This window comes from Telluria sp. ZB4P36 (assembly GCF_059685865.1).
Genome location: NZ_JCASIE010000018.1, coordinates 26,028 through 38,627 on the forward strand (window position 1 = coordinate 26,028; position 12,600 = coordinate 38,627).

A 12,600-nucleotide genomic window follows, 5' to 3' on the forward strand; every position below is an offset into this window, starting at 1 on the left:
ACGACATCAACCTCCCAGGAGATCCCATGACATTAAAACAGCTCAGCCCGGACCTCGCGGTCTCGCAACAAGTTCAACTCGAGGACATCCCCGCCTTGGCGCAACAGGGTTTTCGTTCGATCATCTGCAACCGGCCGGACGGCGAAGGACCGGGCCAGCCTGCTTTTAGCGAGATCGAACAGGAGGCCGCCCGCTTCGGAGTGGAAGCGCGGTATCTGCCGGCGGCGCCGGACAACGTCACCGATTCCCATGCGGCCGCGTTCGGGCAATTGATGGCCGAGTTGCCAAAGCCGGTACTCGGCTATTGCCGCACGGGACGGCGTTCAACCTCGATGTGGGCGCTTTCCCGCGCGGGTGAGGAAGCCCCCTCCGCGCTGCTGGAGGCTGCGTCGCAGGCCGGGTACGATCTCAGCGCGCTTGCACCGCGCCTTGAGAAAAAAAAATAGACGGAGACAGACATGTCCGCATCACATGATGTGCTCATCGTGGGAGGCGGCGCGGCTGTCCGGCATCGCCATCGCCATCGTTGAACCTGCTACCACCCACTTCTACCAGCCCGACTGGACCGTGGTCGGGGCCGGCATCTTCAAGGCCTGCAATACCGTGCACGACATGGCCTCGGTCATGCCGCGTGGGATTCGCTGGATCAAGGCCGCGACTGCCGGGTTTGCCCCGGAACGTAACACCGTGGTGCTTGCCGACGGCAGCTTGCTGGCTTACCGCAACCTCGTGGTGCTTCTCAGCGAAAACTGGATATGGCATGAATCGAAACCATTTCGGCAACCGTGGCGAAGCCTGGGTAGTGATCCAGGTCTTGCTATTTGTACTCTTCCTGCTGATGCCCCAGGTCGGGCCAGCTTGGCCTGCGCCGATGGTGTTCGGCGTCTTGGGAGCAATCGCCGTACTGGGCGGAATCGCTGTTCTCGGCAGTAGTGTCGTCTCGCTCGGGAAATCGCTTACGCCTTTCCCCCGGCCCTTGCCTAGGGCTCAACTCGTCACGAGTGGCGCTTACCGCCTGGTACGGCACCCCATCTATTTCGGCCTGCTTCTGGCCGCGCTCGGGATTTCGTTATTGACATTGAGCCCTTTGCGTATCGCACTGACCTTGCTGTTAGGCGTATTTTTCGACCGCAAGGCAACGCTCGAGGAAAGGTGGTTGCTGGAGCGCTATCCCGACTATCCGGCGTATCAGGCCAGGGTCAGGAAGCTACTGCCTTACCTTTACTGATGCGTGGGTCCGGGTACCCTGTGAAATACGATTCACTGGAACGTTCATTTATAGAAGAATTTACACATGAGGAGTCTGAAATGAAACTGAACGCATGTATAGCCGCAGCAATTTGTGTCGTCGGACTTGGGAGTGGACGCGTAGCGTCAGCGCAGCCCGGGTCGCCACCCAAGACCAGACCGGCAGGCGAGGCAAAATATGGCGATACAAAGATGCTCGAGGCAGGCGCAAAGATCTTGCAGAGCAACTCTCCTCTCAAAGGGTTCGATGTGTATCTGGATGGGTTTCATCCAATGAAGGAGAATCCGGAAATGCAGATGGAGGCACACCATTACTGCCATCAGGTCAACGAGGACTTTGCGCAGTGTGTGCTGTTCGACGGCAATACAAGAACCGCCAACATGAATGGGGTGGAATATATAATTTCCGAAAAGCTGTTCAGTACCCTGCCCCAAGAAGAGCGAGAATACTGGCATCCGCATAACGGTGAGATCCTGTCCGGCCAGCTTGTTGCGCCAGGACTGCCAGCCGCTGCTGAGCATGCCCTGATGAAGAAGAAAATGAACAGCTATGGCAAGACCTGGCATGTGTGGCATACCGGTCATCAGGGCAAGCGGGGCGATAAAATCCCGTTGGGTGAAGCCATGCTTGCCTGGTCATTCAATCGAGATGGTGAAATCATGCCTGGCTTGGGCAAGGCGCGTGACAAGCAGTTGAAAGTTGACACGGCCAAAAAACGTGAGCAGCGCTCTGATCTGCGCGCGCTTGCCAAGCCTCAATCTGGAGTAGACGATCTGAAAGGCAAATTCCCCCGGTCAACGAAAGCAATCCCTGGTGTCGTTGACCAGAACGCTTCCGGACAGAAGCCGGGTAATTGACGATCATGGGGCACGTGCGCCCCCTCAAGAAACACGCCGGCAGCCGCATGTGGATTGCATTGCATTCATAAGAATACAGGCTGGGAGACCGTACGGTGACGCTGTACGGTTCAAGGGGCCGTCATTCCTCAACCTCGCGTGGCCGGTCTCTTCCCAGCCGAGCGGATATGTATAAGTGCTCTACAGCGGCTCGAACAACTGGCGAAAACTCATTGTTCCTCCTTTTTTCTGCAGACACCCGCCAGAGTCTAGGCTCGGACCGCGCGGACGATTGCGTCCGTATCCTTCGAGCCATCGACATCGTCGAAGTCACCCCGCAGCGATTTCAGTGCATAGCGCTCTTCGGCGATTTCTCTCGCTGTGCGCACGCCTAGCCTGCGTAGCACCGGAAGCGGCGGGCACCAACCTTGCAGCGCGTGCTGCACCATGAAGAGAGGCACGCCGGCAGCCAGTGCCAGCCAGCGCTTGTCGCTCTTGAGCGCAAGTGCGAGGCCGACAAGCGATAGGGTGGCGAAATTTGTCTGCAGGGTACGCTCGACATCCCACTCGTGTTCGAGCTCATGAAGGCGACGGGTGATCAAGGCGTTCCTGTCGTCGTGTTCATATTCCCTGATCCGTTCCTGCGCCTCGTGCCGAATCTGATCGTTCAGATGCGGCGAGGTATGGCCTGATACTTGGGTCGCGGTGGCAGCGAACATCGTCGTCTCCTTAGTGAATTGAATAAGCCAGCGTGGATTTTTCACCCTGCAATGCCTTCAACGCCATGCGTTCCTGCTCGATCTCTTCGGCGGTCCGTAGCCCTGCGGCGCGAAAAACGGGCAGAAGCGGATACCAGCCCTGGAGGTTGTGCAGAATAACCATGCTCGCCGCCATCACGGACACCGCGAACCATTTACGATTGCTCAGGCTGCCCAGCGCCAGGCCGAGGAGAATCATAGTCGGCGCTTCGAGCTCGATTGCCCTCTCGACATTCCACTCACGATCAAGTTCTCTCAAGCGATGCTCTATCGCCCGCTTGTCCGCCTCCTTAAAGCGCGCGATGTTTTCTCGAAACTCTTGGTCGAACCGCTGTATGGCAGCCGGTGACGTGTTGCGTTCGGCCTTTTCAGTTGTTGCAGGAAACATCGGAGCCTCCATGTCAATAATGAATACTCAACGGCTTTGTCGCCAGTCTTCCTAATACGCCTGGTGGTAGTGAACGGGACCCTGATAAGGTCTGCGCGACCAATCTTAGGCCAATTTATGAGATTGGGATGTACTGTTCCGCAACGCAAAGATTAGTGGTGGCCCGCATTAAGTTGTATACGTCAACCCGGGACTCGGTTACCGATGAGTACTCACGACAACCGTAAGACTGCGCGTCGAGCAAGCAAGCTAAGGGGTAGAGGAACTCTCCTTTTGTCAGCTCCCAAATGCTCGGGTGGGCGCCTAAGGTGGCGTGATGGTGAGCAGGCGCGGGTAGCGATCCGCATTACAGAGCCACATATCCTCCGTCAAGCGCCGTTGCGACAGATATGCACGGGATAGTTGAACAACAGGGTGGCGCAGCGGTTGCGTCGACCGCATGATTCTTTCGGAAGATCAGGTTTTATATCCGACTTGGTAAAGATTCGTGCGCCCTCCTTCGAGTGCGAGAAGTCGTATTGCCTGATCAGCGGTTCATCGGCAGTGGATGCGAGTTTCACGTCGTGGGAAATTCGCGGCCGGAGAGCACGACGACGCCTCAATGTCAGATGGCAGAAACTAGGTAGCCCGTCGTGAATCGCCACGACAAAACACATTAACCGGTTCCATCAAGACAGATGCGGTTTTAAACATTATTCCCGTAATGTCCCATTTAACTACCAAGCAAGTGCATTCTTCGATGTTTCGTGCGAATCAGCGTGGTTTGACACTGAGGGGGTTACTTAGAACGATCAAGGTCTTGGTCTAATTGTGACTATCACTTGACTGGAGATCAGGCGCGTTCTCAGCGTTCCACGTAACGGTACAGTCACGTGCCATTCTGTTGCCATATACGCAAGGACAACGGGATTCGAACTAGATTCACAATCATGATACTAAGAAGCAAAAAAACCGCTGCCTGAAGGCTAGCGGTTTTTTTGATTGTTAAAGGTTTCCCTAAAACAATTGTCTTGGCGGAGACGGTGGGATTCGAACCCACGATACGGGTATAAGCCGTATGCTTCCTTAGCAGGGAAGTGCCTTCGGCCACTCGGCCACGTCTCCAATCAGAACCAACTGTTGTCAGTCAGCGCTGAGTGCAGGCATCTTAAGGGCTGGTGCCTGTTGCGTCAAGGACGCACGCCTAAAAATTTTGAAAATTGTTAAGCTTGCTCGAGGTTAAAAGCCTTGTGCAGGGCACGCACCGCCAGCTCCATGTACTTCTCGTCGATCAGCACCGAGATCTTGATTTCCGAGGTCGAAATCATGAGGATATTGATGCCCTCTTCCGACAGCGTGCGGAACATCTGCGAGGCCACGCCGACGTGGCTGCGCATGCCCACACCGACCGCCGACACCTTCGACACTTTCGCGTCGCCCAGGATCTTGGCCGCGCCCAGTGCCTCGCGTTGGCCTTCCAGCACGCTCATCGCCTTCACGTAGTCATTGCGCGACACGGTGAAGGTGAAGTCGGTCTTGCCATCCACCGACTGGTTCTGGATGATCATGTCCACTTCGATGTTGGCCTCGGCGATGGGGCCGAGGATGTGGAAGGCGACGCCCGGCTTGTCCGGCACGCCCAGGACGGTGATCTTGGCTTCATCGCGATTGAAGGCGATACCGGAGATGACGGCTTGTTCCATGTTGCTTTCTTCCTCAAACGAAATCAGGGTGCCGGACTTCGCTTCTTCGTCCAGCAGCATCAGGGGATCGGTCAGCGACGACAGCACGCGCGTCGGGACCTGGTAGTTGCCTGCGAACTCGACCGAGCGGGTCTGCAGGACCTTCGAGCCCAGCGATGCGAGCTCGAGCATTTCCTCGAAGGTGATCTTCTCCAGGCGGCGCGCCTCGTGCACCACGCGCGGGTCGGTCGTGTAGACGCCGTCCACGTCGGTGTAGATCAGGCATTCGTCGGCCTTCAGCGCGGCGGCGATCGCCACCGCCGAGGTGTCGGAACCGCCGCGGCCCAGGGTCGAGATGTTGCCATCCTCGTCCATGCCCTGGAAGCCCGTGATGATCACGATCTTGCCGGCTTCCAGGTCGGCGCGCACGCGGGTGTCGTCGATCGACTGGATGCGGGCCTTGGTGAACGAGGAGTCGGTGCGGATGCCGGCCTGCCAACCGGTGTAGGAGACGGCGTCCTTGCCGATGGCCAGCAGCGCCATCGCCAGCAGGCCGACCGAGACCTGTTCGCCGGTCGAGGCAATCATGTCCAGTTCGCGCGGGTCCGGCTGCGCCATGATTTCCTTGGCCAGTCCAATCAGGCGGTTGGTTTCACCGGACATCGCCGAGGGGACCACCACGATCTGGTGGCCGGCATCATGCCACTTGGCCACGCGGGCCGCGACATTCTTGATACGGTCCGTCGAGCCCATCGACGTTCCGCCATATTTGTGGACAATTAAAGCCATATCAGGAAGGGTTCCAGCTTGTTGAAAGATCAAAAGGGGACCTTTACTCTAGCATGCTGCAGCGCAGTATCACAAGACTGGTGGGAGAAAAAGCTATACGAAAAGAAAATAAAGTAATACCTTTTTCGTATAGTAACTCTCTACCCGGCCCGAATAGGATCGGGTACCCAGCGCAAGGCGACTCGCTCGCCTTCCCCGTCCGGGATGCAGCGGCAATCCATGCCGATGCCCGCGGCGAACAGCAACTCGTGGCCGGCCCAGACCAGCGGCGCGCGTTCGCGCTCCCAGGCCGGTACGCCCAGCGCCTGGTAATGCGCTTTCAGCCCACGGCTCGGACGATTTGCGGCAAGTTTTAAACGCTCGCCGCCCTTGCGGAAATCGATGATCAAGGCCTGGCTGCGCAGCCAGGCCGGATCGAAGCCCTGCGGCGCGGGGTCGAAATGCAGCACGCCCCCGTAGGCCGGAAACGCCAGTGCGGCCTCGCCGTTCCAACGGAAGCCCTCGCCTTCCTTGACGAGCACGCCTTCGTCGTCCGGGTCGCGCATGCCGGCCAAGTCCGGCAGCTTCGGCGTGAGGTAGAGCTTGCCGCGGTGGCGGCGGATGTGGCAGGCCGGATGCGTCACTTTCAACTGGGCGTCTTCCCTCGCCGAGAACAGCTGGGACACCATTTCTCCCAGCCAAGCGGTCGAGGGCATGGCCAGGCCGCGCACCGAGAACAGATGGCGCAGCATATTGTCGGTGCGGTCGCGGCTGAGGCCCTGGACGCGGGCCAGGTCGATCGCCTCGCCATCCTGGCAGGCGGCAAGATCCTGCTCCGCCACTTCGTCGAGGATGCGCTGGGCCGCCTGCACGTGGGCCGCACCGCGCGCCAGCCGCTGCTGGTAACCGGGAAAGCTGGCGGCCAGCGCCGGCATCACGCCATGGCGCAGCGCATTGCGCGCGTAACGCGGATCGCTGTTCGATTCGTCCTCGACCCAGTCCAGGCCCTCGTCCTGGGCATAGGCTTCGAGCTGGGCGCGCGACAGCGCCAGCAGCGGCCGTGCCATCACGAGATCAGGATCGCCCAGCAGGCCTGGCGCGCGGTTGGCGGCGTCCATGCCGGACAGGCCGGCCGGACCGGAACCGCGCAGCAGTTGCAGCAGGACGGTTTCGGCCTGGTCGTCGAGGTGGTGGGCGGTGAGCAGCAGCGGCACGCCGTGTTGCTGGCAAAGCTCGCCGAGGGCGCGGTAGCGCAGTTTGCGCGCCGCCGACTCGATGCCGTCCTTGCCTTTGACGACCTCGACGCGGCGATGGTCGAAGGCGATGCCGAGCGCCGCGCAGGCTTGCGCGCAGTGCGCCAGCCAGGCATCGGCATTCGGGCTCAGCCCGTGATGGACGTGAAAGGCGTGCAAGGGAATGCCCTGCTCCGCCGCCCAGGCGTGCGCCAGCCGCAGCAGGACCATCGAATCGAGGCCGCCGCTGCAGGCAATCGCCATGGAGGAAGGGGAATACGTTTCGCGCAGGCCGTCCATGGCCTGCGCAAAGACTGCCGAAGGGTTCAGCTTAGATGCGGATCCGGCATGCCTGGAACTCACTCTTCGCTCGGCAGCGTTTCCTTGAACTTGCCGTAGCTCATCAGCTTCTGGTGACGCGCCTCGAGCAGGTCCTTGGTCTTGATGCCCTGGAACTGGCGCAGGGTGTCGGCCAGCGCGCGCTTGAGCAGCTGGGCCATCTGCTTCGGATCGCGATGCGCGCCGCCCAGCGGCTCGTTGACGATCTTGTCGATCAGGCCCATGGCCTTCAGGCGGTGTGCGGTCAGGCCCAGTGCGTCGGCGGCGTCGGAGGCGCGCTCCGAGGTCTTCCACAGGATGGAGGCGCAGCCTTCCGGCGAGATCACCGAATAGGTCGAGTATTGCAGCATCAGCACCGCGTCGCCGACGGCGATCGCCAGCGCGCCGCCCGAACCGCCTTCACCGATGATGGTGGCGATCAGCGGCACTTTCAGCTCGGCCATGACGTACAGGTTGTGGCCGATCGCTTCCGACTGGCCGCGCTCTTCGGCGTCGATGCCCGGGAAAGCGCCCGGGGTATCGACGAAGGTGAAGATCGGCAGGTTGAACTTCTCGGCCAGCTTCATCAGGCGCATGGCCTTGCGGTAGCCTTCCGGACGCGGCATGCCGAAGTTGCGCATCGCGCGCTCCTTGGTGTCGCGGCCCTTCTGGTGGCCGATGACCATGCAGGCCTGGCCGTTGAAGCGGGCCAGGCCGCCGATGATCGACTGGTCGTCGGCGAAACTGCGGTCGCCGTGCAGTTCGTGGAAGTCGGTGAAGATCGCGTTCACGTAGTCCATCGTGTAAGGACGCTGCGGGTGACGGGCGATCTGCGACACTTGCCACGGGGTCAGCTTGGCGTAGATGTCCTTGGTGAGCTGCTGGCTTTTCTTGGCCAGGCGGTCGATCTCTTCGGAGATGTCCACTGCGGAATCGTCTTGCACGAAGCGCAGCTCTTCAATCTTGGAATCGAGCTCGGCGATCGGCTGCTCAAAATTGAGGAAAGTTGTTTTAGTCATTGTACCTCCGGATTATTTCGTGGCAGCAGCGCTTATGGATGGGGCGCAGCCGCTCTGGCCCTGTTTTGGGCGTTATTTTACCGTACCCGCGTCGGATATCACATCAGGGTTGTGGGTCCAGGCTGCGCCACAGATACCAGGTGGCCACCGTGCGCCAGGGCTCCCAGTTGGCCGCGACCTCGCGCGCATCACTGCGCGAAACAGGTTCGCCAGAGAAATAATTCTGGCTGATACCCTGGATCAGGCCGGGGTCGTCGAGCGGCAGCACATTCGGCCGGAGCAGATTAAATATCAAAAACATCTCCGCTGTCCAGCGGCTGATGCCGCGGATCTGGACCAGTTCGGCGATGACGGCCTCGTCGTCCATCTGCGACCACAGGTCGGCGTGGACGCGCTTGGCCTTGAAACTGTCGGCCAGGTCGAGGATGTATTCGGTCTTGCGCTTGGACAGGCCGCAGCCGGCCAGCTCTGCGGCGCCGGCCTTGATTACCTGGGCCGGGGACAGCTTCGGGCAGATCGCCAGCAGCTTGCCCCAGGCGGCGTCGGCCGCCTTCGGCGTCACCTGCTGGCCCACGATCGAGCGCGCCAGGGTGGTGAAGGGATCGGGATGGCCGCGCAGGTGCAGGTCGCCGAATTGCGGGATGAGCTTGGCCATGATGCGGTCGCGCCCCATCAGGGCGGCCTTCGCTTCCGCCCAGTAGGCGGGAACGGAAAGTTCGTCCTGCGCCCCGGCCTCGAGGCCCGGCGTGTCCTTGTCGGCCGCCATTATGCGCGGCGCCAGGTCGTCGTTCCGTCCGGCTTGTCTTCCAGGATGATCCCGGCGGCAGTCAGTTCGGCGCGGATGGCATCCGCCTCGGCAAAATTGCGGGCTTTCTTGGCGGCGGCGCGGCGCGCGATGGCGTCGTCAATACCGGCATCGCCACCCTCGCTGCCGCCCTGCAGGAAGGCTTGCGGCGCACGCTCGAGCAGACCCAGCACGCCGGCCAGGGCCTTCAGCTGACGCGCGGCGTCGAGGGATTTGCTGCGGTTGACTTCGCCGGCCAGGTCGAACAGCTCGGCCACGGCCAGCGGCGTGTTGAAGTCGTCGTCCATGGCTTCGCGGAAGCGCAGGGCGTGGGCTTCGTCCCAGTCGACCGCAGGCTGCTCGGCATCGATGTCCACCGTCGACAGCGCGGTGTACAGGCGGGTCAGCGCGCCCTTGGCGTCGTCGATGTGGGCGTCCGAATAGTTCAGCGGGCTGCGGTAGTGGGCACGCAGGATGAAGAAGCGGATGATTTCGGCGTCGTACTGCTTGAGCACGTCGCGGATGGTGAAGAAATTGCCCAGCGACTTGGACATCTTCTCGTTATCCACCCGCACGAAGCCGTTGTGGATCCAGTAGTTGACCATGTTGCCGCCGAACGCACCCTCAGATTGCGCGATCTCGTTCTCGTGGTGCGGGAACTGCAGGTCGGCGCCGCCGCCATGGATGTCGAAGTGCTGCCCGAGGGTGGCGCAGGACATGGCCGAGCACTCGATGTGCCAGCCCGGACGGCCCTTGCCCCATTTGGAGTCCCACTTGGCTTCCGCGGGTTCGGATTCCTTGGCGGCCTTCCACAGCACGAAGTCGAGCGGATCGCGCTTGCCGCTGTTGACGTCGACGCGCTCGCCGGCGCGCAGGTCGTCGAGCGACTTGCCGGACAGCTTGCCGTAGCCCTCGAAGCCACGCACGGCGTAGTTCACGTCGCCGTCGTCGCTGCGGTAGGCCAGGCCCTTGCGTTCCAGCTGTTCGATGATCGACAGCATCTGCGGCACGTATTCGGTGGCGCGCGGCACGACGGTCGGCGGCAGCATGTTGAGCGCGCCGATGTCCTCGTCCATGTACTTGACATTGCGCTCGACCAGGGCGCCGATGGTTTCGCCGTTCTCGACGGCGCGCTTGATGATCTTGTCGTCGATGTCCGTGATGTTGCGGACGTAGGTGACCTCGTAGCCCGAGGCCATGAGCCAGCGATAGATGACGTCGAAGGCCATCATCATCCGCGCGTGCCCGACGTGGCAGTAGTCGTAGACGGTCATGCCGCACACATACATGCCGACCTTGCCGGCTTCCATCGGGACAAATACCTGCTTGTCACGCGCGAGCGTGTTGTAAATCTTGAGTTGGCTCATGGGTGTAATCTGGTGAGGGAGAGGACCGGGGCAAACCGCGGGGATTGCGTCGAGACCGTCTGTACCCTCGGGTGTTGTTCTTCTTTGATAGAATGGGGCGTTCTGCGCAAAGTATAGCATTGTTAAAATCCCGTCTGGCCGCATATGGCTCAGCTTTATTTTTCGGGAAAAGACTTGACACCGCTTTGCGCAGTGTCCACCAGAGGAGAGCCAAGACGATGACGACTGCCTTCCGCCGCTCGCTGCTCAAGGGCATCGCCCTGGGCGCCGGCGCCCTGAGTTTATGTGGCACCTTGACCGGCGCCGCGCTGGCCGCGCCGCAAGAAGCCCAGGCCGAACCCGCCGCCGAGGCGGCGCCCGCCGCCCCCGTCGTCAAGGGCCCGCAAGTGTCGATCAAGACCAGCATGGGCGAGATCGTCGTCCAGCTCGACGAAGAACGGGCGCCGAAAACGGTCGCCAACTTCATGCAGTACGTCAAGCAGGGCTTCTACAAGGGCACGATCTTCCACCGCGTGATCGACGGCTTCATGATCCAGGCCGGCGGCATGAACGAGAAGTTCGAGGGGCGCAAGACCAACAAGCCGGTCAAGAACGAATCGAGTAACGGCCTGTCGAACCAGCCGTACACCATTTCGATGGCGCGCGAGGATCATCCGGATTCGGCGACCTCCCAGTTCTTCATCAACGTGGCCGACAATTCGGGCATCGATTACCCGAACTACAAGGGCTCGGGTTATACCGTCTTCGGCAAGGTCGTCAAAGGCCAGCAAGTCGTGGACAAGATCAAGGGCGTGGTGGTGGACGACGTGCGCGGCATGCAGAACGTGCCGGTGACGCCGGTCTTCATCAAGTCCGTGAGCGTGCTCAAAGGCGACAAGCTTGTAAAATAGCGGATGTGCAATCTCGCATCTCAACAATAACCAAGGAACAGGACACAAGATGACCAGCGTACGCATGACCACCAATATGGGCAACATCACCGTCGAACTGGACGCCGAAAAAGCGCCGAAGACCGTTGCCAACTTTATCGACTACGTCAACAAGGGTCACTTCAGCAACACGATCTTCCACCGCGTGATCAAGGACTTCATGATCCAGGGCGGCGGCTTCGAACCGGGCATGAAGCAAAAGCCGACCGAGACGACCGTCGAGAACGAAGCCAAGAACGGCCTGAAGAACGACAAGTACACCATCGCCATGGCCCGCACCTCGGCGCCGCATTCGGCATCGGCACAGTTCTTCATCAACACCAAGGACAACGCCTTCCTGAACTATCCGGGCCAGGACGGCTGGGGCTATGCCGTGTTCGGCAAGGTCACCGAAGGCCAGGACATCGTCGACCAGATCAACGGCGTGAAGACCACCCGCAGCGGCATGCACTCGGACGTGCCGGTCGATCCGGTCGTCATCGAGAAGGCCGAAGTCATCTGATGATCGCAGTGCGCCGGGGCCAGCAACACCCATCAGTTCGATGACCACGCCCGAGCGCACGTTTGCGCTGTTCATCTCGGACCTGCACCTGCAGGCCGCGCACCCGCGCACGGCCGAAGCCTTCTTCCGCTTCCTGGCCGAGCGCGCCGTGCATGCCGAGCGGCTCTACCTGCTCGGCGACATCTTCGAATACTGGGCCGGCGACGACGATCTTGCCGAGCCTTTCCACCAGCAAGTCCTCAACGCCATCCGCGCCGTGAGCGCTGCGGGCACGGCCGTGTACTGGCTGGCCGGCAACCGCGATTTCCTCGTCGGGCCGGGCGTTGCCGAGGCCGCGGGCCTGAGCCTGCTGGAAGAACCCCATGTCATCAGCGCCGGCGGCAGGCGCATTGCGCTGGTCCACGGCGACGCCCAGTGCACCGCCGACCTCAAGTACATGGCTTTCCGCGCCCAGGTGCGCGACCGGAAATGGCAGCAGCAATTCCTCGGCATGCCACTGGCGCAGCGCAAGGCCATCATTGCCGGACTGCGCGAAGGCAGCCGCGAGGCGCAGGCGGGCAAGTCCTACGAGATCATGGACGTGGCGCCCGAGGCCGTCGAGAAGCTGTACGGCGACACGGATGCGAGCGTCATCGTTCACGGGCATACGCACCGGCCGGCCGTGCATGAGACGGACGGCAAGCTGCGTTACGTGCTGCCGGATTGGGAGCTGGATGCCGAGCCGCGGCGTGGCGGGTGGATCGCGCTGGCACACGATGGGACGCTGACACGCCACGACTTAGCCTAGCC

The 12,600-nt window shown here is 61.1% G+C and carries 13 protein-coding genes and 1 tRNA gene; 6 read left to right on the forward strand and 8 right to left on the reverse strand.

The window, feature by feature from the left end:
* Positions 1-26: 26 nt before the first annotated feature.
* The 3 genes from AC56LK_RS19920 (at position 27) to AC56LK_RS19930 (ending at position 2,106) form a co-directional block, all read left to right on the forward strand.
* Positions 27-446 (forward strand): protein tyrosine phosphatase family protein, encoded by a 420-nt coding sequence (locus tag AC56LK_RS19920; RefSeq protein WP_497186218.1) that lies wholly within the window; start codon positions 27-29, stop codon positions 444-446.
* Positions 447-760: 314 nt separating this feature from the next.
* A complete protein-coding gene (locus AC56LK_RS19925) occupies positions 761-1,228 on the forward strand; it encodes a methyltransferase family protein (RefSeq protein WP_497186219.1) in 468 nt (155 codons plus the stop codon).
* Positions 1,229-1,308: 80 nt separating this feature from the next.
* Positions 1,309-2,106, forward strand: a complete 798-nt coding sequence (locus AC56LK_RS19930; RefSeq protein ID WP_497186220.1) for an OBAP family protein — start codon at positions 1,309-1,311, stop codon at positions 2,104-2,106.
* Positions 2,107-2,354: 248 nt separating this feature from the next.
* On the opposite strand, the gene AC56LK_RS19935 is transcribed toward AC56LK_RS19930, so the two are convergent.
* The 8 genes from AC56LK_RS19935 to cysS form a co-directional block, all read right to left on the reverse strand.
* Entirely contained in the window at positions 2,355-2,804 is a 450-nt protein-coding gene (locus AC56LK_RS19935) for a hypothetical protein (protein WP_497186221.1), read from the reverse strand.
* A gap of 10 nt (positions 2,805-2,814) precedes the next feature.
* Positions 2,815-3,231, reverse strand: coding sequence for a hypothetical protein (locus AC56LK_RS19940; RefSeq protein WP_497186222.1), 417 nt, complete (start codon positions 3,229-3,231; stop codon positions 2,815-2,817).
* A gap of 1,011 nt (positions 3,232-4,242) precedes the next feature.
* A tRNA-Ser gene (locus tag AC56LK_RS19945) sits at positions 4,243-4,335 on the reverse strand.
* Between the two features lie 98 nt (positions 4,336-4,433).
* Entirely contained in the window at positions 4,434-5,681 is a 1,248-nt protein-coding gene (locus AC56LK_RS19950; protein WP_497186223.1) for an aspartate kinase, read from the reverse strand.
* Between the two features lie 140 nt (positions 5,682-5,821).
* The gene (gene tilS, locus AC56LK_RS19955) at positions 5,822-7,192 is read right to left on the reverse strand and encodes a tRNA lysidine(34) synthetase TilS (protein ID WP_497186224.1); all 1,371 of its coding nucleotides are present in this window, start codon (positions 7,190-7,192) and stop codon (positions 5,822-5,824) included.
* Between the two features lie 59 nt (positions 7,193-7,251).
* A complete protein-coding gene (locus tag AC56LK_RS19960; RefSeq protein WP_497186225.1) occupies positions 7,252-8,229 on the reverse strand; it encodes an acetyl-CoA carboxylase carboxyltransferase subunit alpha in 978 nt (325 codons plus the stop codon).
* 103 nt (positions 8,230-8,332) lie between these two features.
* Positions 8,333-8,995 carry a DNA-3-methyladenine glycosylase family protein gene (locus AC56LK_RS19965; protein WP_497186226.1) on the reverse strand — a complete coding sequence of 221 codons (663 nt, stop codon included), beginning with the start codon at positions 8,993-8,995 and terminating at the stop codon, positions 8,333-8,335.
* Positions 8,995-10,380: a cysteine--tRNA ligase gene (gene cysS, locus AC56LK_RS19970; RefSeq protein ID WP_497186227.1), complete on the reverse strand. Its 1,386-nt coding sequence runs from the start codon at positions 10,378-10,380 to the stop codon at positions 8,995-8,997. The genes AC56LK_RS19965 and cysS overlap by 1 nt, the downstream gene beginning before the upstream one ends.
* Positions 10,381-10,598: 218 nt before the next feature.
* Here cysS and AC56LK_RS19975 point away from each other — a divergent pair, with 218 nt between their 5' ends.
* Genes AC56LK_RS19975 through AC56LK_RS19985 form a run of 3 tightly spaced genes read left to right on the forward strand, consistent with a single transcriptional unit; the run spans position 10,599 to position 12,598 of the window.
* On the forward strand, positions 10,599-11,270 hold the full coding sequence (locus tag AC56LK_RS19975) for a peptidylprolyl isomerase (RefSeq protein WP_497186228.1): 672 nt from the start codon (positions 10,599-10,601) through the stop codon (positions 11,268-11,270).
* Positions 11,271-11,319: 49 nt separating this feature from the next.
* Positions 11,320-11,811, forward strand: coding sequence for a peptidylprolyl isomerase (locus AC56LK_RS19980; RefSeq protein WP_497186229.1), 492 nt, complete (start codon positions 11,320-11,322; stop codon positions 11,809-11,811).
* Positions 11,812-11,851: 40 nt separating this feature from the next.
* On the forward strand, positions 11,852-12,598 hold the full coding sequence (locus AC56LK_RS19985) for a UDP-2,3-diacylglucosamine diphosphatase (protein ID WP_497186230.1): 747 nt from the start codon (positions 11,852-11,854) through the stop codon (positions 12,596-12,598).
* Positions 12,599-12,600 lie beyond the last annotated feature (2 nt).

What these genes read in the sequence shown, in the direction of transcription:
- AC56LK_RS19925 (WP_497186219.1), top strand. Translation starts at nt 761, where the DNA reads ATGAATCGAAACCATTTCGGCAACCGTGGCGAAGCCTGGGTAGTGATC.
- AC56LK_RS19980 (WP_497186229.1), top strand. Translation starts at nt 11,320, where the DNA reads ATGACCAGCGTACGCATGACCACCAATATGGGCAACATCACCGTCGAA.
- AC56LK_RS19935 (WP_497186221.1), bottom strand. Translation starts at nt 2,804, where the DNA reads ATGTTCGCTGCCACCGCGACCCAAGTATCAGGCCATACCTCGCCGCAT.
- AC56LK_RS19975 (WP_497186228.1), top strand. Translation starts at nt 10,599, where the DNA reads ATGACGACTGCCTTCCGCCGCTCGCTGCTCAAGGGCATCGCCCTGGGC.
- cysS (WP_497186227.1), bottom strand. Translation starts at nt 10,380, where the DNA reads ATGAGCCAACTCAAGATTTACAACACGCTCGCGCGTGACAAGCAGGTA.
- AC56LK_RS19920 (WP_497186218.1), top strand. Translation starts at nt 27, where the DNA reads ATGACATTAAAACAGCTCAGCCCGGACCTCGCGGTCTCGCAACAAGTT.
- AC56LK_RS19940 (WP_497186222.1), bottom strand. Translation starts at nt 3,231, where the DNA reads ATGTTTCCTGCAACAACTGAAAAGGCCGAACGCAACACGTCACCGGCT.
- AC56LK_RS19985 (WP_497186230.1), top strand. Translation starts at nt 11,852, where the DNA reads ATGACCACGCCCGAGCGCACGTTTGCGCTGTTCATCTCGGACCTGCAC.
- AC56LK_RS19930 (WP_497186220.1), top strand. Translation starts at nt 1,309, where the DNA reads ATGAAACTGAACGCATGTATAGCCGCAGCAATTTGTGTCGTCGGACTT.
- tilS (WP_497186224.1), bottom strand. Translation starts at nt 7,192, where the DNA reads ATGGACGGCCTGCGCGAAACGTATTCCCCTTCCTCCATGGCGATTGCC.
- AC56LK_RS19960 (WP_497186225.1), bottom strand. Translation starts at nt 8,229, where the DNA reads ATGACTAAAACAACTTTCCTCAATTTTGAGCAGCCGATCGCCGAGCTC.
- AC56LK_RS19950 (WP_497186223.1), bottom strand. Translation starts at nt 5,681, where the DNA reads ATGGCTTTAATTGTCCACAAATATGGCGGAACGTCGATGGGCTCGACG.
- AC56LK_RS19965 (WP_497186226.1), bottom strand. Translation starts at nt 8,995, where the DNA reads ATGGCGGCCGACAAGGACACGCCGGGCCTCGAGGCCGGGGCGCAGGAC.